The organism is Neobacillus sp. NPDC093182, from assembly GCF_044754045.1.
In genome coordinates, this window is record NZ_JBIVOI010000004.1 from 1 (window position 1) to 21010 (window position 21010).

At 33.4% G+C, this 21010-nt stretch carries 21 protein-coding genes; all 21 read right to left on the bottom strand.

The genetic code is table 11. The features are described 5' to 3' along the window. Nucleotides 1–61: 61 nt before the first annotated feature. Nucleotides 62–439 carry a hypothetical protein gene (locus ACIQAA_RS09050; RefSeq protein ID WP_402617913.1) on the bottom strand — a complete coding sequence of 126 codons (378 nt, stop codon included), beginning with the start codon at nucleotides 437–439 and terminating at the stop codon, nucleotides 62–64. Between the two features lie 204 nt (nucleotides 440–643). Beyond that, nucleotides 644–1090, bottom strand: coding sequence for a VanZ family protein (locus tag ACIQAA_RS09055; protein ID WP_402617916.1), 447 nt, complete (start codon nucleotides 1088–1090; stop codon nucleotides 644–646). A 267-nt stretch (nucleotides 1091–1357) separates the two neighbouring features. Next, nucleotides 1358–2431, bottom strand: coding sequence for a glycosyltransferase (locus tag ACIQAA_RS09060; protein ID WP_402617919.1), 1074 nt, complete (start codon nucleotides 2429–2431; stop codon nucleotides 1358–1360). Between the two features lie 60 nt (nucleotides 2432–2491). Beyond that, nucleotides 2492–3880, bottom strand: a complete 1389-nt coding sequence (locus tag ACIQAA_RS09065) for a sugar phosphate nucleotidyltransferase (RefSeq protein WP_402617922.1) — start codon at nucleotides 3878–3880, stop codon at nucleotides 2492–2494. A gap of 117 nt (nucleotides 3881–3997) precedes the next feature. Further along, nucleotides 3998–5317, bottom strand: coding sequence for a UDP-glucose dehydrogenase family protein (locus ACIQAA_RS09070; protein WP_402617924.1), 1320 nt, complete (start codon nucleotides 5315–5317; stop codon nucleotides 3998–4000). A gap of 186 nt (nucleotides 5318–5503) precedes the next feature. Then, on the bottom strand, nucleotides 5504–6580 hold the full coding sequence (locus ACIQAA_RS09075) for an acyltransferase family protein (RefSeq protein ID WP_402617927.1): 1077 nt from the start codon (nucleotides 6578–6580) through the stop codon (nucleotides 5504–5506). Nucleotides 6581–6593: 13 nt separating this feature from the next. Then, complete coding sequence (locus ACIQAA_RS09080; RefSeq protein WP_402617929.1) at nucleotides 6594–7967, bottom strand: MATE family efflux transporter; 1374 nt, start codon at nucleotides 7965–7967, stop codon at nucleotides 6594–6596. A 329-nt stretch (nucleotides 7968–8296) separates the two neighbouring features. Then, the gene (locus ACIQAA_RS09085; RefSeq protein WP_402617932.1) at nucleotides 8297–9187 is read right to left on the bottom strand and encodes a glycosyltransferase family 2 protein; all 891 of its coding nucleotides are present in this window, start codon (nucleotides 9185–9187) and stop codon (nucleotides 8297–8299) included. Then, nucleotides 9187–10455: an O-antigen ligase family protein gene (locus ACIQAA_RS09090; RefSeq protein ID WP_402617935.1), complete on the bottom strand. Its 1269-nt coding sequence runs from the start codon at nucleotides 10453–10455 to the stop codon at nucleotides 9187–9189. The genes ACIQAA_RS09085 and ACIQAA_RS09090 overlap by 1 nt, the downstream gene beginning before the upstream one ends. A gap of 42 nt (nucleotides 10456–10497) precedes the next feature. Then, nucleotides 10498–11067 (bottom strand): acyltransferase, encoded by a 570-nt coding sequence (locus tag ACIQAA_RS09095; RefSeq protein WP_402617938.1) that lies wholly within the window; start codon nucleotides 11065–11067, stop codon nucleotides 10498–10500. 86 nt (nucleotides 11068–11153) lie between these two features. Beyond that, on the bottom strand, nucleotides 11154–11582 hold the full coding sequence (locus ACIQAA_RS09100; protein ID WP_402617941.1) for a serine acetyltransferase: 429 nt from the start codon (nucleotides 11580–11582) through the stop codon (nucleotides 11154–11156). A gap of 20 nt (nucleotides 11583–11602) precedes the next feature. Further along, nucleotides 11603–12028 (bottom strand): serine O-acetyltransferase, encoded by a 426-nt coding sequence (locus tag ACIQAA_RS09105; protein ID WP_402617944.1) that lies wholly within the window; start codon nucleotides 12026–12028, stop codon nucleotides 11603–11605. A 16-nt stretch (nucleotides 12029–12044) separates the two neighbouring features. Then, nucleotides 12045–13205: a glycosyltransferase family 4 protein gene (locus ACIQAA_RS09110; protein WP_402617947.1), complete on the bottom strand. Its 1161-nt coding sequence runs from the start codon at nucleotides 13203–13205 to the stop codon at nucleotides 12045–12047. A 29-nt stretch (nucleotides 13206–13234) separates the two neighbouring features. After that, nucleotides 13235–14356 carry a glycosyltransferase family 1 protein gene (locus ACIQAA_RS09115; RefSeq protein WP_402617950.1) on the bottom strand — a complete coding sequence of 374 codons (1122 nt, stop codon included), beginning with the start codon at nucleotides 14354–14356 and terminating at the stop codon, nucleotides 13235–13237. A 172-nt stretch (nucleotides 14357–14528) separates the two neighbouring features. After that, nucleotides 14529–15608 carry a GDP-mannose 4,6-dehydratase gene (gene gmd, locus ACIQAA_RS09120; protein WP_402617953.1) on the bottom strand — a complete coding sequence of 360 codons (1080 nt, stop codon included), beginning with the start codon at nucleotides 15606–15608 and terminating at the stop codon, nucleotides 14529–14531. A gap of 18 nt (nucleotides 15609–15626) precedes the next feature. Further along, nucleotides 15627–16568, bottom strand: a complete 942-nt coding sequence (gene fcl, locus ACIQAA_RS09125) for a GDP-L-fucose synthase (protein WP_402618706.1) — start codon at nucleotides 16566–16568, stop codon at nucleotides 15627–15629. 21 nt (nucleotides 16569–16589) lie between these two features. After that, nucleotides 16590–17207 carry a sugar transferase gene (locus ACIQAA_RS09130; RefSeq protein WP_402618708.1) on the bottom strand — a complete coding sequence of 206 codons (618 nt, stop codon included), beginning with the start codon at nucleotides 17205–17207 and terminating at the stop codon, nucleotides 16590–16592. A 72-nt stretch (nucleotides 17208–17279) separates the two neighbouring features. Next, nucleotides 17280–18173 (bottom strand): UTP--glucose-1-phosphate uridylyltransferase GalU, encoded by an 894-nt coding sequence (gene galU / locus ACIQAA_RS09135; RefSeq protein WP_402617956.1) that lies wholly within the window; start codon nucleotides 18171–18173, stop codon nucleotides 17280–17282. A gap of 310 nt (nucleotides 18174–18483) precedes the next feature. Then, on the bottom strand, nucleotides 18484–19248 hold the full coding sequence (locus ACIQAA_RS09140; RefSeq protein ID WP_402617959.1) for a tyrosine-protein phosphatase: 765 nt from the start codon (nucleotides 19246–19248) through the stop codon (nucleotides 18484–18486). A gap of 102 nt (nucleotides 19249–19350) precedes the next feature. Next, nucleotides 19351–20055, bottom strand: a complete 705-nt coding sequence (locus ACIQAA_RS09145; protein ID WP_402617962.1) for a CpsD/CapB family tyrosine-protein kinase — start codon at nucleotides 20053–20055, stop codon at nucleotides 19351–19353. Beyond that, the gene (locus ACIQAA_RS09150; protein ID WP_402617964.1) at nucleotides 20045–20794 is read right to left on the bottom strand and encodes a YveK family protein; all 750 of its coding nucleotides are present in this window, start codon (nucleotides 20792–20794) and stop codon (nucleotides 20045–20047) included. The genes ACIQAA_RS09145 and ACIQAA_RS09150 overlap by 11 nt, the downstream gene beginning before the upstream one ends. Nucleotides 20795–21010 lie beyond the last annotated feature (216 nt).

Consider the following 21010-nt stretch of genomic DNA (forward strand, 5'->3'; position numbering starts at 1 on the left):
AGCATTATTTGATTATCAAAGTGTTGAATCTTAATTGATAAAAACTGTTTAATCTTATTTATTAAAAACTGTTGATTTCTACTTGACGGTTACACCTAAGATTGTCATGAGCTTTGCCCATGTTAGATAATGAAAGCAACATACTATTATGGTGAATATCTATTAACTGTATGTGTACTTCATCTAATATAATATCGAACTTAAAGTAATTATTGAAAAATTCATCCTTTTCTTTATCAAAGATGGTATCCCTCACACCTAGCAATGTCATTCCACCATCGATTATATCGCCAATTACGGCTTCTGCAAATCCAACCCATTCAGAATCTATTCCGGGATTCCAACTAGCAAACCTTAATGGTAAAAAGGTGAATACAGAAAACATAAAAATCAAAGTATTTCCAAATAAGAGTAGATATAAAAAGTTACTAATCTTCAATTTCCATTTTCCCTGTTTAAATCATTTTTAATTTCTTCAAATTATCATTCTTTATAATCTATTTTTTATGAAAGGCTCCCTAATTGTAGTAAGCAATGAAATCAACAATGAAGCAGTTCCAGATCAATGAAGCATTTACTTCTTCAAATAATGTAAAATATATTAACCCTGCGGGCAATATATTAGGTGTCATCTTCACTTAAATTAATTAGTCACGTTTATCTTCTTTTTATTAATTAAATAGATTATTGATAAAACAGTGATTGCCCCAAAATAATCAAATAAAACATCTTGATAAGCAGCTACTCTCCCCAGCATAAAGGATTGGTGCCATTCATCGGTTATCGCATAGAACACAGTTAGGCACCTTGCCAGCACATAGGAAAATCTCAATGCTTCAAGTGATTTAAACAATAAAAATGCTAGAATACCAAAGACGATGACATGTGTTGTCTTTCTTACTAAAAGATTTAGCTCATTGGTATCGATAGGGGCAGCAATCGTTGCGCTAACCGCTTGTTGCTCTGTGACAACTACCTTTTGGATCACTTGTCCGGTGTTCTGTCCTGTAAAGTACGGAAGCTGTGTAAAGAAAAAAATTGCTATCATCCATGCAATTGCCGTAAGGATCCACCACTTCCTTTTACGCATAAGTTAAACCGCCTTGAAGATTATATGTATGACAAGTACTCCCTATATGTAGCCATAAAAAGAGCCTTTTAATGGCTTGTGTTCTAAACAACTACTTCCAGTAAATCAATTGGTAATGTATCTAAAAATAAAGTTTTCCCATTACTGTCGCATATTTCTACTTGGAAATTGTTATCACCTTAAGCTTCTAAAATGGTTCCAATTTGCCCTTTTTTAATGCCTTCCTTGGGGCAATCTTCTATAATTTTCACCACATCCAAATATGTTTCATGATAAAAGCCTTAACAAATCATCAGCAATTTTCTCAGCCTGATTTGAGAGGACTAAATCATTACCATCCATTTTAGTTTCCAACCGCTCAATAAATCCTTCATCCAGTTGATAACTCTTAAACTCTTCCCAATCAATAAGCTCACAAAGTTGCTGGCTCATCAAATATTCAATCGTATTGTGATCCTCCTGCATTGAAGGACGATTGAGAATGAGTAAAGGAACATTTCCACTGACTGCCTCACCGATCATTCCCCAACCAGCTTTTGAAATCACTAAATCCGATGCTGCAATATAATTTTGCGATTCTAAATAATCAGTCGGTATTTGAAAGACATTCTTACGGTTCACGTGAACATTAGAGGATACTAGAAATACACAGTTCGGACTATCCCAAATTGGCAATTGTTCGAGTGAATCCACTCCAATTTTCATTCCAAGACCAAGGAAAACAATTTTCTTATCTCCTACCGGATTAACTGAACCTTTTATTCTTTGAACTTCTTTTATATCTATCTCTCTCGAAAAGAATCCATATTCATTAGAACTTATCTCCCATTGTTCCTGACTTCCCGCCAAAGAGTAGAAATAGGTCATTTTTTGATAAGCCTTTTTAAATGTCGCTAACTCTGCATCATCAATCAAACCTTGATATGCTGTATACCAGGTGAAGTTAGAAATACCTACTGATGGTATACCTAACTGAGCAGCAGCTTCAAATGGCAATGGAGAGATATCGGATACGACGAGATCAACCTTTTCTTTTAAAAGAAAATCTCTTTCTTGCTCTATAAAATTATCCCAATCCTTAACAAAACTCTTATATTCATCTAATAGCTTTTCTTTATCAGGAAAAATAGATTCCCTTTCCAAAATGTAGCCAATATCTGTCTTAATGTTCCGGTATCTTACACGGTTAGAACCTAGAGATGCTTTAATGAAAGATAAAGCAAAGGAATGGCAGATGATAATTTTCACGTTAGGCTGCTTAAGTAGCATCCTTATAACAGCTATACTTCTGGAAGCATGTCCATAACCATAATCTGAAATATAATAAGCAATGGTTTTCATATCTCCTACCTCCAATACAAAAAAGAAGGGAAAGAACCTAAGTCCTCTCCCTTAAAAATATTACAAAATAACCTTTGCTTTTGCTTTCTGGAAATGATTAATCACATCACCCCATTCAAAATACAAGCGAGTAAAGTCTTCATCACTAATTCCGATACCAGTTTGAACCTCAATAAATTCTAACTCTGTAAATGCCTTTATTCCATGCTTCTTACCAGCTGGTAGGTGGATGATATCTCCTGCTTTTACACGGGTAATATAATCATCCAAAGCTAGTTCACCTTCACCGCGAACAATGGTCCAAACTTCATCGCGAAGGTTGTGATAATGATAGCTTGAGTTTTTCCCTTCATGAATGCAAATACGTTTGGTAACCATTTCGTTACCGCCCTCATAATTTGCATAATCCAGTACACGAGACCAGCCCCAGATCCGCTCTTCATACATAGGAGGCTGCTCAAATCCACTAATCAAATCTTTAATTTTTGGACTTGAAGCTTTATCAGCAACTAAAATTCCATCTGGACTTGCAGCAACGACGATATCTTTTACTCCAATAACTGTTACAGGAATATCAAGCTCATTAATTAAATGAGTATTTTCGTTATCAACGCTTAATACACCTTTACCAATTTGAGTTGTAGCCATTTCTTCCGTTAAGGTATTCCACGTTCCAAGGTCCTTCCAATACCCATCATAAGGAAGAGCAACGATATGCTTTGCCTTTTCTACTACTTCATAATCAAAACTTATTTTTGGGAGGCTCTTATACTGTAGTGACAGTTTATCATAATGCAGCGGTAAACCTTTTTCTATCAATATATCAATTATATAATTTAATTTAAATGCAAATACTCCACAATTCCATAGGGCATTTAACTCAATAAGAGTCTGAGCTTTTTCTTCACTTGGCTTTTCAGTAAAGTGATTTACTGTGAAATAGGAATCATCAGTTACCTTTTCTTTCGGTACGATATACCCATATTTTGAAGATGGATAAGTAGGTCTTACACCTACTAATGCCAAATCTGCTTCAGAATTTAGTAAAACGTTTTTTAATTCTTTTACCTTTTCAAAAAAGCCGTCTTCAACATACGGGTCAACTGGTAATACTACAACCACTTCATCTTCAGGAACATTTTGAATAGAGTAAAGATAAGAAGCAGCTAAGGCAATAGCAGGGAATGTATCGCGTCGTTCTGGCTCAATAATTAAAGGTACATCCATTCCTATTTGACTATGGATCATATCTCTCTGCATTTTAGATGTAGCAATGACAGACGAACCAGCAAGTCCAACAGTTTCTAATTGTCCCCATACACGCTGAACCATTGATTGTTTTTCTTCATTTTTACTTTCTAATACTCTTAAAAATTGTTTTGATCTCGTATCATTGGATAATGGCCATAATCGCTGACCTGATCCACCGGAAAGTAGTACAAGTCTCATAATATCCCTCCAAAAAAAAATCAGGTCTAAAAAACCTGATAAAAATTTCTCTAGCGACAATGAAAAATAAAAACATGTAGAATAGCATATATTTTTTACCCTACTATATAATTAGAACTATACTAACGATGCTTCTAAACTATTAATTGCTTCTCTTCCAATAGAATCATATGTGATATTTGCCTTTTTTGCACTTACCAAATCATAACAATTTCTACCATCAAGTACAACTGGATTTCGCATCAATTCTCTGTATTTAGATAGATCTAATTCTTTAACTTCATCCCATTCAGTAAAGATAAAACAAATGTCTGCATCCTTAAGAGTTTCTTCAATAGAATAGCAATAATCAATTCCAATTGGGTGTATTTTCTTAAAGTTTTCTATCCCCACTGGATCCCATGCTCTTACATTTGCTCCATCTTCCAGCATAATTGGAATATTAACAAGAGTTGGCGCCTCTCTTAAATCATCAGTACCTGGTTTGAATGTTAATCCTAGAACTGCTACATTTAATCCTTTAAAGCTATCAAAATATTTTCTAGATTTTTTAATCAACTTAAGTTTTTGGTTTTCATTGACATCAATAGCAGCTTTGACAGTCTTTAATTCATAGTCATGGAAGTTTGCTAGCCAATGTAAAGCTTTTGTATCTTTAGGAAAACATGAACCACCATAACCAATTCCTGCATTTAAAAACCTGTTTCCTATACGACCATCATACCCCATTCCAAGTGCAACATCTTCTATGTTAGCACCAATAATTTCACAAAGATTTCCTATTTCATTAATAAAAGAAATTTTTAGAGCAAGGAAATCATTTGAAGCATATTTAATCATCTCTGCACTTTTCCTATTTGTCACAACAATAGGTGCATCAAAATTCCTATAAACCTCTTTTAAAACATTACCAGCAATTTCTTCTTCAACTCCAATAACAATCCTTGAAGCATATAATGTATCTCTGACAGCTGTACCTTGTGCTAAAAATTCAGGATTTGAAGCAACATATACATTTACATCGTGGGCCAAATTTTCTCTAATCATATCTTCTATTTTATCGTTTGTACCAATAGGTACAGTAGATTTAACAACTACAACACAGTCATTTTCAATGCTTTTAGCAATCTGTTCAGCTACTCCATAAACAAAACGTAAATTAGCAGATCCATCTTTTTTTTCTGGAGTTCCAACACCAATAAAAATAACATCTGCATCTTTATATGCTCTCTTATAATCTGTTGTAAAATTCAGACGCTTCATATTTTTAATCATTATTTCTTCAAGACCTGGTTCATAAATAGGAGAGATTCCAGCTTTCATTAGGGCAACTTTATCATCATCAATATCAACACAAGTAACAGAATGTCCATTTTCTGCTAGACAAACCCCTGTTACTAATCCAACATAACCCGTTCCAGCTACTGCAATTTTCATTTTTTTCCCACCTTTTACTATATTTACAAATAAAATAAATTAATGTACCTAGTACATACTGTTCATAACAACATCAGTAATTATACTATATTAAATCAACGACTAATAATCTAATATGTTCCTTAAATAGAATAGTTATCCTGTTATAAATATTTATTTTCTATTACCACTAATAATATTAAAGTTCTATCTTCCGCCTAACATTAGTCTATTGGTTAATCTGAAATATTTAATGACTTCAGTGGCAAAATAACAAACCACTAAAATAAAAATAGTTTCTACTATCATTAGTAATATACCAAGTTCATAATTCTCAGTTAGCGGCAAAAGAATTTGAGTATTAATGAATAAGGTACTTATAATATAAATACCAAGTGAATTTTGCCCTAATTTTATTATTACTACATTTAAAAGATTAAAAACTTTATCAAACATAACGACTAAACAAATGATAAAAGTGCTTCCAATGAAACCAATTAGCCATCGATAAATATTAATTCCAAGTTGATTCATGATATCTTTTCCTAATAAAGAAATCTTACTAGTATATATATATGACTCATAATTAAAGAAAGGTAAAAGGATAATAAAAACTAATGCTAAGCTTGTAAACCCAATGCTTTTAGCCCTGAAAGACAAATGAGAAATTTGTTCATCAATCCTATACTTTTTATAGAGATATCCCCCAACAAAATATGGATACATATATTTATAAAGATGAGCGTTATAAATATCTGGAAAAAGTAGGAGAATACTTAAAATAATACAATAAACAATAACATTATCCTTAAAAAACTTATTAACTACAATTACTAACATTGAAGAAAAGAATATTGCCCATAAAAACCACAAATTATATATTATTGAACTAATAAGATGTTTAACAAAATTGACTATTTGAATGTTTTCACCCAAAATCAGATAACATATTTCTTGTATAACATTGACAATTAAAGTACATACAATAATCGGTATAAATATTTTTAATATTCTACTAGTTATCAATTCTTTGAACGTATATCGTTCAACAGTACCAAAAAACAAATATCCACTTACTAACATAAATAAAGGCATATGGAAACTATATATAAACTGAAAAAGTCGATTATTAAAGTACAGTTCTTCAGAATAAAATATATATCCTGAACCATATTGGATATTATGTCCAATAACAACCAATATAATAGCTATTCCTTTGATTAGGTCTATATGCTTATTACGTTGTTTATCTTTCGGTTTCTTACTGATAATTTGGTGCTTCATGATTTATCCTCACTTAATAATTTTCCATGCATTTTTTATTTAAATATCGTTTCATCCAAATTGGCTGAATTATACAATATGGTAACATCGACACGATATTAGCAATCACAATTGAAATATAACTATTAAATAACATAGAAAAGAAATATGCCAATGGAAAATTTAAAACAGCTCCTAATGTTAAAAAAATCATTTGAACTTTCAGTTCACCAAAACCATTGCTCATTGTTGAAATAATCCTATTCCACAAAAATAATCCACCTGAAACAGCAAAAATCAAACTATACAAATAATTTACCTGAATAGCATCCTCGCCTAACCATAAATTAATAATAGGTTGCAAAAAAGGAATCATCAGGAATTCACAAATTATTCCAAATACCCCCACTAACATTAATGTATTATTTAATTTATTTATCCATTTATAATTATTCTCAGCCTTTGCCTTAGTTACAGCTGACCAAATCGGAGTCAGTGCTAGAGCAGCTAATGTACCGAGTAAAGTAAATAATTTAAAATAAATTTGATATTCTACGACATTTTCAGCACCAATAAACCAAGTAATAAAAAATTCATTAGTATTGTTAATTAGCATATACATAATTTGTAACCATAAAAATGCAATTCCTATCTTCATGACTTCTTGGGCGTATTTTTTTTCAAATAATGAAAGTCTAGGCAAACAGCCCTTTAATATAGATCCAAACACTACTATGGATGTAACAAGTAATGGTAGGTTTACAGTTACAATATTCGCATAGGCCAACCTAATTAAGTTTTCCTCAACTGAAGCATGATCTACCCCTAATACCAAACCACCATAAATGAATATAAGTAGCAGTATTGTTGTACACAATTGCAATAAATTTGGAACAAAGGATTTCTGCATAGCATATAAGATTGACGTAATAATTCTTAATACAAATTGTAATAACGTACCAATTAATACAATCCGAACCGTTGCAAGTAAAACTATATTTGAAATATAGTTTTCTTTTACCCCAAAAAATTCATTCCAATTAAAAAATCCTAAAATATAATAACCCACTATAGCAATTATCAATGCAATTACACTTAATGATATATATGCTGATGATATATATTTTTTAATTGCTTGATTATCCTTTTTCATTAAAGGAACAACTAATTTGTTTCGTAATCCATTTCCAATCCCTAAATCAAAATTTATGATCCATGTTAATAAAGACACAATGGTCAGCCAAGTACCTAAAACAATATTGTTATCAAAGTATCTCATATATGCCGGCAAAGTAAATAATGACAATATTAAGGACCCGCCTTTGATAATAAAAGATAAGAAAATATTTAATAAAATAGTTTTATTAGCACCCTGTAAATTTTTGAATTTTCTCAAAAAACTTTGCACCGTTACATTTCTCCAATCAAAGGAAAGTAAAACTAAAGAATAAACTACTAATTAAATAAAGCAATACTTCTTACTAAAGAGCACTAACATTGCTGTGAAATTTTCCCTCAGATAATATTTTAAAAGATGTTATTGCAAATGCATTGCTTTGTTTTTAATAAATATTATCAATCAAATTAATATTAGAGTAATTTATAACTTTACTTAACTTCCATATGAGAAATAGCTCAGCAAAAATCAATTTACAAATTACTCATCACTTATTTTTAACTGCCTAATACATGAAGTATGAAGTATATATAAAAACTAGAATGGTAGTAGACATTTTACTAAATACTTTTGGTTGTTTTCCCAATTCTATACTGAAGACTGGTTTTGGCAATCCAGATATATTGAATACAAAACCAATACCACCATGTCTTTCCATAAGCAACTTTACAATAAAAGGCATACGATTTTGCTGGTCTGGCTGTCCTGTTATGAAGTAATTCATACCTTTTCATCAAAGGAATGCTCACATCCTGCCAAGTTCCTATAATACTATTTCTTGAGCAAGTACCGACATAATCAGAAGCAACTACAATTTGCCCGCCACTTTTTCGAATCCTAATTGAATAATCATAATCAGCCATAGCATGTGAATAGATTGTTTCAATTCCTCCTACTCTCTCCGCAAGTTTTGCTGGCAGTAGGAAGCAATTCCAGTTTGCTAAATCACATTTAACAAAAGGTGATTTTGGATATACCACACTCTTAACATCTTTATAAAGACGTTTATTCCACGCCATCCCCCCATATGACCAATCATTTGTTTTACTATCTCTAAAACTTCCTACAACTGAAACTAAATTATTTTCTTTAACAGCTGCACTATATGAGTTGAGCATTAGATCTAACATATTATCATTGAAGACCACATCATCATTTATCATTAAAAAGAAATCTGGGTCTACTTCCTTTGAAGCTGAAAAAGCAATACCCATTCCTCTTGCCCAGTACAAATTTCCATTTCCATGGATTATATGAACTTCAGGAAATCTACGTTGTACTTCAAATGCTGTTGCATCGGTAGATCCATCATCACAAAGAAAGACAGAAAGATCGTATTTACCAGTGCTCAATGCTTTCTGATTATATAATGACTCTAAACAACTAATGGTCTTTTCAATTCTATTATGACAAGTACAGCAAACACCAATTTTAATACGTTCTTTCACCATTAACTTCCCCCGTAATTTTTCTCACTTTTTTTATAGGTATAAGTTTTTGTTTCAAATAAAAATAATAAGAACACTGATAACCAATATATCCCTTCTGTAAGATAGAATAGAATAAATACTAGATATATAAAATATTTTTTCTTACTATTTTTAATTGAGAAAAAACTATCAATACCTTTTTTATAAAAAATTATATAAAAAGCACCAAAGAAAACACCATAAGTATATACCATGTTTAAAAGGCCATTAGAATTATTAGAAATATCCCTTGTTGCTTCTAACTTGTCATTATAAAAGGTTTTACCTAACCCGAATAAACCTCCATCTTTTATCATTTCAATACTTTGAATTGAATCATTCATTCGTATAGCTACCGACGAATACTCATTATCTACTTCGGATAATTTATCATTAATATTGTTTGAGGAAATTATTATTGATATTCCAACAGACACCATAATAAAAATAGCAAATCCTTTTAGCAATCTACCTTTTTTAATCGAATTAGTAAGAAATAAGTTCTTAATCTCTTTTAGGAAAACCAAAGACATCAAAATAAACAGAACGTAAGCAGTAGTTGACTGAGTTGTTAGTAAAGTAATACACAAAATCAAAAATTGATATTTAATTCTTTTTAAATTTTTCGCTTCTTGTATTTTTGGTAACAAAACTAGCAGGATCATAAGTAAAGCTACCACCAAAAATGCTTGAAAAGCACCAGGTTCCCAAAATGGTCCTGCATTTCTAGTATTTATTCGACCCCACCCCCACATATAAAAAGGGGATAGAACATATTGCCCATTTTTCCCAGCTTGAAAAGATGTAACAAGATTAGACGCTAGGTCCGGCGAAAAAATAGCTAATCCAAAGCAAATCAAACTAATCAAGGCGATAATACTCATCAAGTTTACATAAATATTTGCAATTTCAAAATTAGTAAACTGTGCACTTATAACACATATTATCATTATATTTACAAGGAAAATTATTACCGTATTGAAATGCGAACTCGCCATATCACTAAAATTTATTAGTATATTTATCATAATAAAAATGAACAGTAAAGCATATCTTGTGAGATTAATCTTGACTGCCCTTACTGAAATCCTAAATAGAAAGATTCCCAAAACAAACAATCCTAATAATGAATATTGAGTTAATTCACTATGAATAACGCCAAAATAAACTGTTTTACTATTCAGAATAAACAAAAGAATTATAATGTACTTTACGAGTGCTTCAAGACCATCTTTCCTATTTATCACCATAATTACTCTCCATATGTTGCTGCTAACTTCATATTAATAACATTAAAGTTTTGGCACTTTTTTAATAAATTTCGCAGGATTTCCAGCCCAAATTTCACCTTCAGGTATATTTGATGCTACTACAGATCCTGCACCAATCACACTAAATTTCCCAATTGTTACACCTTTTAATATTATTGAATGTGCTCCAATAAATACACCCTCTTCAATATGAATTGGTTTTGAAACCACTGTATTATCTGGAACAGACATTCTTAATTGATAATTTATGGAGTGAAAATCTGTATCATAAAATTTACATGATCCCCCAATCATTACATTATTATCAATTTTAATTAAACACTGAGATATAAAAGTTGAATTTGATATTCCACAATTATCTCCAATTTCAATCCGACCATTTGAAATTGTTTTTAATATTGTTCTGGTATCACCACCAATTACATTGGATTTATCGGAAGAGTGTATTCTAACACCATTCCCTAATTTAATATGGTTGCCACGAATTTGAATACGACCATATATTTCTATTCCTTGGTTAATTTCAACTGAATTCTTCTTAAACCTAAATCGATTAACCATTTTATTAATAAACTCAGAAGCCTTATTCATATAAAATCTCCCCATATAACAAATGATTCCTAATTACTAAATTTCCTTTATTTATTGATAAATATAATAATCAAGTTGTAAGATTACTAAGAGTTTTCTTTGAAAATTTCCCCTGGAATACCAAGTACTGTACAATTATCAGGTACATCTACTAATACAACAGCATGGGCACCTATTTTTACGTTATTCCCGATTTTAATGTCTCCCAAAATGCAAGCACCAGTTCCAACATACACGTTATTTCCCAATATCGGTGGACCGTATCCATTTTGGGTTCCAATTGTTGTATTTTGAAATATTTTACAATTTTCACCCATGTGTACCCTTGGATGGAAAATACAGCCCAAGCCGCTATGTGCGAACTTACACCCCTTCCCTATAACAACAGAGGATGGAATGTCACATGAAAAAACTATTCTATAAATTAAGTCAAGTCCTTTAGATATAGCAGGTAATTTTAGTTTAATAAATAGAGCTTTAAACCTTAGTATTTTTGTGAATTTTCTTTCTTTCATTGCATTTCCGCTCCAGGTATCTAATTTTGTACAATTTTTCCTGGGATTCCTACTACTGTAGAATTATCAGGTATTGATTTCGTGACAACAGAATTTGCTCCAATATTGACATTGTTTCCTATAACTATGTCACCAATAATGACTGCTCCAGAGCCAATTAATACGTCATTACCAATTATTGGAGGACCTAATCCATTACGACTTCCTATTGTCACATGCTGGTATATTGTAGTATTATTACCAATTTTGCATCTGGGATGAAGTACTACTCCAAGCGCAAAATGTGGGAACTTTGTTCCCGTGCCCAATTCACATGAAGGAGGTATGTCACAAGAAAATACTATTTTATGAACCAAGGCTAAAAATTTTCCAGGAGCCTTTAGTTTCTTTTTATATAAGAATTGATAAAGTCGAATAAATTTTAAAAATGATCCTTCCTTATTCATTTTTACCCCCGTATTTTTACTTTTTTAATACGCTTTTAAGTACTTGAAATATTTCTTTGACATTTTTTTCAGCTGTAAAGTACTTTTGTGAATGATAGTATCCCGCTTCAGCAACCCTATTCATAAATTCTCTATCTTTATATACCTTTTCAATTTTATCCGCTAGGTCTTGCGGATTTCCCTGCTCATATAATAAGCCCGTTTTTTCATCCTCAATAATCTCTGGTGTTCCTCCAGTATTAGAACCTATCACTAATAAATGGTTTCTCATACCTTCTACTGTAACACGCCCAAATGTCTCACATATTGCACACATTAATTCAACATCCATTTTTGATCGTACAGTGGCCATATCTTTAACTTCTCCAAGGAACAAAACCTCTTTTTCCAACCCAGCCTCATAAGTCATTTTTTTTATCTTCTGTGCATACCATGCGATATGTGTACGGGTTGGTGAACTTCCTGCAATATGCAATATAATATTTGTATATCCTCTATTTTTCAATAATTTCATTGCTTCTATTGCATCAATTTGCCCCTTATCAGGTACCAATCTTCCTGTTAGCAGTAAATCAAATGTTGTTTTTTCTTTTATTGCTTTAGGTAAACCAAGGGGACTATCAATTCCATTATGAATGGTTACTAGCTTATCTGTCGGAACATATTCCTCAAATTTCTTCTGCAATGCATGTGAAATCAGAATGATTTTTTGGGATAAATCATAAATTCTTTGATATCCCCAGAATCCCCATAATGGTTTTACAGTTCCAAATTCCCTTACATGGCAAACATGAGGTATATTTAATTTTTTTGCAATCAAGGCACCCACAATAGGTAATCTTGTGTTCGTATATACCAAATCGTAGTTTTTATTCCTAAGCTTACGTTTTAATATTACAGACAGAAATTGCTCGATAATATATCCGACATAAACCTTGCCATAACGCAAAATATCTTTTCCATCATTTCTAATTCCAGAAATAACGCCAAAATATTTGTAACTAAACCATGGGATTTGTGCTTCATCTAATTTTTTATTGAATTCGCCATTTTCACTTGGTAAAAGTACCTCGATATCTACACCATAATCAGCCTTTAACTTAGTTATAACCGTATATAAAGATCGATTAGCTCCACCAGAAAAATTCGAATCATGTGTTACTACTAATATTTTCATCACTCATCACCTTTACCAAGTTCAATCTTTCACACATTCTTACTAAGTCTAGTATAATAATCAACTAAACTAGCAGCTGCTTTCTCTATATCGTAGCCATTTTTTTGCATATCCAGCTTAGTGTCTCTTCTCTTATAACCGTCTTTATACTTAAGAACTTCCGTAGCCCATTCTATTGCTGGTTGAGATAAATTCATACCAACCACATATTCTGTATATCGTACTTCCTCTGGTACTCCTTCAGAAACAATAGAAAGTGTTGATACAGCCTGTGTTTCTGTAATTACGTTTCCTAAACCTTCATAAAATGATGGGAACAAAAATACATCCATAGCTTGCATTAATTTATCAATGTCTCGTCTGATCCCTAAAAATCTTACCTTTTCACTTAACCCTTTTTCTTTTATCATATTTTCAATTTCAGGCTTCAATGGACCATCACCAGCAAGTAACAAAACTGAATTTGGATATTCCTTAACAACCTCTTCAAAAATCTCAACAAGAAAACTATGATTTTTTTGATAAGCAAATCTACCCGCATGTCCAATCACAAATTCATTTGTAATATCTAACTCAGTTCTAACAGCATTTCTTATTTCTTCTCTGAAACGGTATTTATTTAAATCAATAGCATTTTTAATAAAAGTTACTTTTCCTAATTCACAGGTTCTTCTTCCGAATAACCATTGTCCTGCGTGCTTAGAGCAAGCTGCATAATGAGTAGGAAATACCTTTGCTAATGGACGCAACAAGTACTTTAACATAGATTTTTTCGCCTCACCCTTTGTCGCAGTACTATGATTACTAGCTATTCTAACCTTTGCTCCAGCTAACTTTGCCGCACACAACGGAAAGACACTTAATGCGTTCATATGTGAGTGAACTATTTGATAATTATTTTCTTTAATTATCCGATACACTTGCTTCATGCTTTTCCACATGCTTGTTGTATATGGCTCCACTTTAAAGATTTTACCACCCATTGCCTCTATTTCTTTATCAATAGGCGTATCGTGATAACCATCAAAAATAAAATCTAGTTGTACTTTTTCCTTATCTACAGCTCGGTAATAATTCATTGTGATTATATCTACACCACCCGAAATTACCGGTCCCATGACCCGGAGCACTCTAATTGGCTCGTTTTTCATTTACTTTACCCCCTTACATTCGCTTACTAACAAGCTATTGTAATAATATATATATTTACCTAAATTCTCTATCGTGCAATTATAACATCAATCAAAATATGTTCTACTACAACCTGATACATAAAAATAAAAGAAAGGAAATATTAATTCTATTTCCTTTCTTTCATTTTTACTAATCAAACATTTTCTTAATACGATTTTCTTTTGAAACCTTTTCTAAGTCGTGAGTTACCATTATTTTCACTAATTCTTCAAATGAAGTTTTAGTAGGATTCCATCCCAATAAAGTCTTTGATTTTGTTGGGTCACCGAGTAATTGTTCTACTTCCGCTGGTCTGAAGAATTTAGGATCAACCTCCACAATGACTTCACCTGTTGTTTTGTTTATCCCTTTTTCTTCAACACCTTGTCCAGTCCATTCGATTTCAATTCCAACGTGTTTGAAGGATAACTCTACAAATTCACGGACAGTATGCATTTCGCCAGTAGCAATTACGAAGTCCTCTGGTTTTTCATGTTGCAGTATTAACCACATACATTCGACATAATCCTTTGCATAGCCCCAATCACGTAAAGATTCTAAGTTTCCTAGCATTAGTTTCTTTTGTTTTCCCTGTGCAATACGTGCTGCAGCTAATGTAATTTTACGTGTTACGAATGTTTCACCACGACGCTCTGACTCATGGTTAAAAAGAATACCGTTAACAGCAAACATGTTATAAGATTCCCTATAGTTCTTAGTAATCCAGAAACCGTAAATTTTTGCTACTCCGTATGGAGATCGTGGATAGAAAGGAGTAGTTTCCTTTTGTGGAACCTCTTGAACTTTACCAAATAATTCTGAAGTAGAAGCTTGATAAACACGTGTTTTTTCTGTTAATCCTAAAATTCGTACTGCTTCTAATATATTTAAAGTACCTTTTGCATCTACATCTAATGTATAACCAGGCATATCAAAAGAAACACGAACATGAGATTGTGCTGCAAGATTATAGATTTCATCCGGTTTAATCTCACCTATAACGCGAGTAACATTTAATGAATCCGTAACATCACCATAATGAAGATGAAAATTTGAGTTATTTAATAACACATTTGCTTCCTCTTCTGTAAGAAGATCTTCTAAGCGCTCTTGATTATAGGAAGAACTACGACGGATTAATCCGTGTACTTCATAACCTTTTTCTAATAAAAACTCTGCTAAATAGGAACCATCTTGTCCTGTAACACCTGTAATTAGTGCCTTTTTCATTTTGACCTCCGATATATGTTAATTTACTTTTGTAAGTTCGTTTTCTAAAAACCACTGGTATGCCTTTTTCAGACCTTCATCTAATGACATAGATGCTTTCCAACCTAAGGAGTTTAGCTTTGTGACATCAACTAGTTTTCTTGGTGTTCCATCTGGCTTAGTAGTATCAAACTTAATTTCTCCAGTGAACCCAACCACTTCTTTAATTGTTTCTGCTAGTTCTTTAATTGCAATATCCTCTCCGACTCCGATATTAACAATTTCATTCCCTGTATAATTGTTCATTAAGTAGATACATGCATCTGCAAGATCATCTGCATATAAGAATTCACGCATAGGTGTACCTGTTCCCCACACTTCAACAAAAGCAGCATTATTTTCCTTCGCCTCATGGAATTTGCGAATTAAAGCAGGTAACACATGTGAAGTATGCAAGTCAAAGTTGTCATTTTCGCCATATAAATTTGTTGGCATTACTGAGATATATTGTGTACCGTATTGACGATTATATGATTCACACATCTTAATTCCTGCAATTTTTGCAATCGCGTATGGTTCATTTGTAGGCTCAAGCAAACCGGTTAATAAGTACTCTTCTTTTAATGGCTGTGGTGCCATTTTTGGATAGATACATGTACTACCAAGGAATAAGAGTTTTTCAACATTGTTATGATAGGCTGCGTCAATGATATTTGTTTGAATTAATAGGTTGTCACGAATAAAATCAGCTGGATATTCATTGTTTGCTACAATTCCGCCAACTTTCGCTGCTGCAAGGAAAACAAACACTGGCTTTTCTTCTGCAAAAAATTGATCTACTGCAAATTTATCTCTTAAATCTAGTTCTTTACTTGTACGATAAACGATATTCGTATATCCTTTTTTACTTAGCATTCTGACAATCGCAGAACCAACTAATCCTCGATGCCCTGCTACATATATTTTTGAGTCTGATTTCAACATGACTAACATACCTCTTTTCTAAAATGCATCTTTTGAGCCAAATAGTACTAACACCGTTTTTAAGATAATTTTTATGTCATAAAAGAATGATCTTTTATGTATATATTGAAGGTCTAATTCTACCATTTCGTTAAAACCAACGCTATTTCTGCCACTCACTTGCCAAAGTCCAGTGCAGCCGGGAGAGACCAGGAGACGTTGCTTGTCATAGGAAGTGTATTCCGCAACTTCTCTTGGAAGCGGGGGACGTGGTCCTACTAGACTCATTTCCCCTAGTAATACATTAAACAACTGGGGCAATTCATCGATACTTGTTTTTCGGATGAACTTCCCTACCTTTGTAATCCGTGGATCGTCCTTCATTTTAAACATCGCACCGCTTACCTCATTAAACTTTAAGAGTTCAGCAAGCCTTTCTTCTGCATTCCATACCATGGAACGAAACTTATACATTTTAAATTCCTTTCCATTTAAGCCAACACGTTTTTGCGAGAAGAAGATGGTTCCTTTTGGATCCTCCACTTTAATGAGAATGGCAATAATGATAAAAAGAAAACTTAAAAAAATAATTCCGCATAAAGAACCTACTATATCTATGGTTCTTTTTGTTAAAAGATAAACTCTTCCATCATTCACATTAACGGTTGTCTTTTCTAAAAAGACAACATCCTGATTTGCTAGATTGGACAACTTAACCCCTTCCTTCTCCTATACTAATACTTTTTCTTTATCTAATGAAGAAACTAGATTTTTTAAATAATCGATCATGTCATCATGGAGGTCTTCGTGCTGCAATGCAAATTCAATCGTTGTCTTAACAAATCCAAACTTTTCACCTACGTCATAACGTGTTCCTTCAAAATCATAGGCAAACACCCTTTGAATTTCATTTAACTTTTGAATGGCGTCTGTTAATTGAACTTCTCCGCCGGCTCCTTTTTCTTGACGGTCAAGGAACATAAAAATTTCAGGAGTTAAGATATATCTACCCATAATGGCTAGATTAGAAGGAGCAGTGCCTGGTTTTGGTTTTTCTACAAAGTTACTAACCTGGTAACGACGTCCTTCTTGTGAAGATGGATCGATAATTCCGTATCGATGTGTATCTGAATCAGAAACGGTTTGAACACCGATAACAGAAGAGTAAGTATCTTCATATTGATTGATTAACTGTTTTAGGCAGGGTGTGTCACTTTGAACGATATCATCACCTAATAAAACAGCAAAAGGTTCATTCCCGATAAAGTTACGTGCGCACCATACAGCATGTCCAAGACCTTTTGGCTCTTTTTGGCGAATGTAATGGATATCTGCTAGATTGGTAGCATATTTTACTTTGTCTAATAAATCAAACTTCTCTTTCTCGATTAGATTCTGTTCAAGCTCCATAGCATTGTCAAAATGGTCTTCAATTGCTCTTTTCCCTTTACCTGTAACAATAATGATGTCCTCAATACCCGAGGCAACGGCTTCCTCCACTATGTACTGAATAGTAGGCTTATCTACAATCGGTAATATTTCCTTCGGCATTGCTTTTGTCGCTGGTAAAAATCTTGTCCCTAAACCTGCAGCCGGGATAATCGCCTTTCTAACCCTTTTCATTTTCCATTTCCCCCTCTATCTATTTCCTTCGTTTATCTAAAGAATTTTGTCAAAAAAATAAATACCTAATGGAAATGCAAGCGTTTACGGAGCTTATCCTTTCATTAAGTATCTATTGGTTTATTTTTTTAAATCGGGCATCTAACCCGTCCTCACATCATGCTTTTGACGACATGCGTCTAAGGATTGGAAGATGTCCTTCCCTCCCACAGCATGACCGAGTGCCCCCATGGATAACGGACAGGGAACCTCGCCGTTCAGGGTTTTAAGCCTGATTAGATGTATAGATGTCCTGCAAACTCTCATCAGCTTAAAATAAGTTGAATATTTTTTTCTTTTTAATTCGTTCTGGATCTTCTTTGTAAACACTGTGTCCCTCAATTAGGAGAGCAGCATTTTCTTCAAAATAGTACACTAACTCATTTCCGTACTTTTTTTCGATGGTGCCAAATGCTTCACTCATTTTAAACGTACGATTTGTGATATTGTGAGCGTCAGATGCCATGAAGTGAGTCAAGTTGGCCTCAACTAATTGTAGGGAAAAGTTCTTAATCTTTTTTCCAAAGTCTCCGCAAACACTCGCAGCTGTGATTTGTGTCAATGCACCTTTTTTGACTAACTGATATAGTAGTTCCGGATGTTCAATGATTTCCTGATTTCGTTCTGGATGGACAATCACGGGGATGAGCCCATTCACTTGAAGATCATAAAATAGCTTTTCCGTATACCTTGGGACATGGTTCGATGGAAATTCCACTAGTATATATGGAGTATGATTAACCGGAAGGATGTCTCCTGCCACGCATCCCTCTACCATTTCACCGTGGATTCGGACTTCCTGTCCTGGTAATATATCCAACTCTATCTTTTCTTTACGTAGCGCCACGTTTAATTGGTTTACTCTATTAATAATAGATTCCTTTGGATTTTCATAAGAGCTAGTCAAATGATGCGGTGTTGCTACAATCTTATGAATCCCCTGTTCCACAGCTTTCTTCGCCATTTCAATGCTCTCAGAAAGAGACTGCGCGCCATCATCTACACCAGGCAATATATGACAATGTATATCGATCATGAGTCACACCCTCTTTCCAACTAATTGTTATTTTTCTACGACAATATTCATCGTAACACCGTCGAAAGCTTAGGTAAAGGGGTGGATTTTGTCGAAAGTTAGTTATTTTGTACCATAATAATAGTAATACTCATTGTTCTTTAATTCTTTATGGTTTAAAACAACACCAACCAATTTGCTTTGTGCATTTTCAAGCAATTCCTTTGCCTTTTTCGCTTGGTCGATTTCAGTTTTGCCGCTGTAAACAACATAGATCGACCCATCGACCTTATTGGCTAAAATTTGCGGATCTGCCACCGCTAATAATGGCGGCGTATCGAATAGTACATAATCAAATTGTTCTTTTGCTTCTTCCATGAATTGTTCCATAGATTTCGAACTTAATAGCTCCGCTGGGTTTGGAGGAACAGGTCCGCTGGTTAGGATATATAAATCCTTTTCTTCTGTCTCAAGAACCGCACTTCCCAGTGTTGCCTGTTTCGTTAGAACAGTAGTAAAACCAAATAGATTATTAACGCCGAACGTTCGATGAACAGTTGGCTTACGTAAGTCGGCATCGACTAATAATACTTTTTTCCCAAGTTGCGCAAATACTACTGCTAAGTTTGCAACTGTTGTAGATTTCCCCTCCGCTGGACCAGAGGATGTAACCATTAGTGTTTTAATTTCTTTATCTACTGAGGAGTATTGAATATTCGTCCGAATCGTTCTGTATTGCTCAGAAATCGGTGACTTAGAGTCTAGATTGGCAATTAGCTTTCTGCTTGGATCGGTTGTTGTAAACTTCTTTTTTCTCTTAAACACCATGAGTCTCACCTCTTCCTACTGATCTCGTTCCTGCTTTACGCTTTATCAACTCTTCCATCTTTTGATCATCAATTTGGGCAATGACACCTAAAATCGGAAGTTCTAGTATTTTTTCAATATCTTGTTCGTTTTTAATCGTGTTATCAAAGTACTCTAGTAAGAACGCAAGCCCTACAGCTGCCATCAAGCCGACAACTATAGCAATTGCCACATTCATTACCGGCTGTGGTTTAATCGGAGCTTGGTTTTCGGCAACTGTTGCTGGGGCAAAAATCTTAACATTATCAACACTCATGAGATTGACAATTTCCTTTTGGAACACTTCTACTGTTTTATTCGCAATATCCGCAGCGATATTTGGATCCGGATTTTGTACTGACACATTGACTACCTGTGAGTCCGTTTCACTGCTAACCGTAATATTTCCTTTAAGTTGTTCTGCCGTCATATCAAGATCAAGTTGTGCAATTACCTTATCAAGGATTGGAGCACCTTTTATGATGACATTATAGGTGTTAATTAACTGCAGGTTGGTTTGAACTTCATTGTAGTTGTATAGTCCTTGTTCATTCTTTGCTTGGTTGACGAGAATTTGTGACGTAGCTTGATAGATTGGGGTTATAAAAAAGTAACTAATGACGCCGCTAGCTAATCCAGCTGTCATCGTAATGAGTATGATCATAACTAGCCGTTTTTTTAACGTCGCTAGTAATTCTTTTAGACTAATAGTTTCTTCCATAGTATCCTCCTGTATATACTTATTCAAAATAAGAGTATTATAACATGATTGAATGTCGATTTTTGTCACATTATGACGATTGATGAATATTTATTTTAAATGATGTCTTTTTTAATTTGTCGATTAATGATTTGGACTCACAAAGTCCATTTTACCATGATAAATCATTCAATTCATAGGTATTTTGTTCCTTAAAGTGATTTTCGTTAAATCGTT

Coding starts and splice junctions, on each gene's coding strand:
- ACIQAA_RS09055 (WP_402617916.1), bottom strand. CDS start 1,090: ATGCGTAAAAGGAAGTGGTGGATCCTTACGGCAATTGCATGGATGATA.
- ACIQAA_RS09060 (WP_402617919.1), bottom strand. CDS start 2,431: ATGAAAACCATTGCTTATTATATTTCAGATTATGGTTATGGACATGCT.
- ACIQAA_RS09065 (WP_402617922.1), bottom strand. CDS start 3,880: ATGAGACTTGTACTACTTTCCGGTGGATCAGGTCAGCGATTATGGCCA.
- ACIQAA_RS09070 (WP_402617924.1), bottom strand. CDS start 5,317: ATGAAAATTGCAGTAGCTGGAACGGGTTATGTTGGATTAGTAACAGGG.
- ACIQAA_RS09075 (WP_402617927.1), bottom strand. CDS start 6,580: ATGAAGCACCAAATTATCAGTAAGAAACCGAAAGATAAACAACGTAAT.
- ACIQAA_RS09085 (WP_402617932.1), bottom strand. CDS start 9,187: ATGGTGAAAGAACGTATTAAAATTGGTGTTTGCTGTACTTGTCATAAT.
- ACIQAA_RS09090 (WP_402617935.1), bottom strand. CDS start 10,455: ATGGTGATAAATAGGAAAGATGGTCTTGAAGCACTCGTAAAGTACATT.
- ACIQAA_RS09095 (WP_402617938.1), bottom strand. CDS start 11,067: ATGAATAAGGCTTCTGAGTTTATTAATAAAATGGTTAATCGATTTAGG.
- ACIQAA_RS09100 (WP_402617941.1), bottom strand. CDS start 11,582: ATGAAAGAAAGAAAATTCACAAAAATACTAAGGTTTAAAGCTCTATTT.
- ACIQAA_RS09105 (WP_402617944.1), bottom strand. CDS start 12,028: ATGAATAAGGAAGGATCATTTTTAAAATTTATTCGACTTTATCAATTC.
- ACIQAA_RS09110 (WP_402617947.1), bottom strand. CDS start 13,205: ATGAAAATATTAGTAGTAACACATGATTCGAATTTTTCTGGTGGAGCT.
- ACIQAA_RS09115 (WP_402617950.1), bottom strand. CDS start 14,356: ATGAAAAACGAGCCAATTAGAGTGCTCCGGGTCATGGGACCGGTAATT.
- gmd (WP_402617953.1), bottom strand. CDS start 15,608: ATGAAAAAGGCACTAATTACAGGTGTTACAGGACAAGATGGTTCCTAT.
- galU (WP_402617956.1), bottom strand. CDS start 18,173: ATGAAAAGGGTTAGAAAGGCGATTATCCCGGCTGCAGGTTTAGGGACA.
- ACIQAA_RS09140 (WP_402617959.1), bottom strand. CDS start 19,248: ATGATCGATATACATTGTCATATATTGCCTGGTGTAGATGATGGCGCG.
- ACIQAA_RS09145 (WP_402617962.1), bottom strand. CDS start 20,055: ATGGTGTTTAAGAGAAAAAAGAAGTTTACAACAACCGATCCAAGCAGA.
- ACIQAA_RS09150 (WP_402617964.1), bottom strand. CDS start 20,794: ATGGAAGAAACTATTAGTCTAAAAGAATTACTAGCGACGTTAAAAAAA.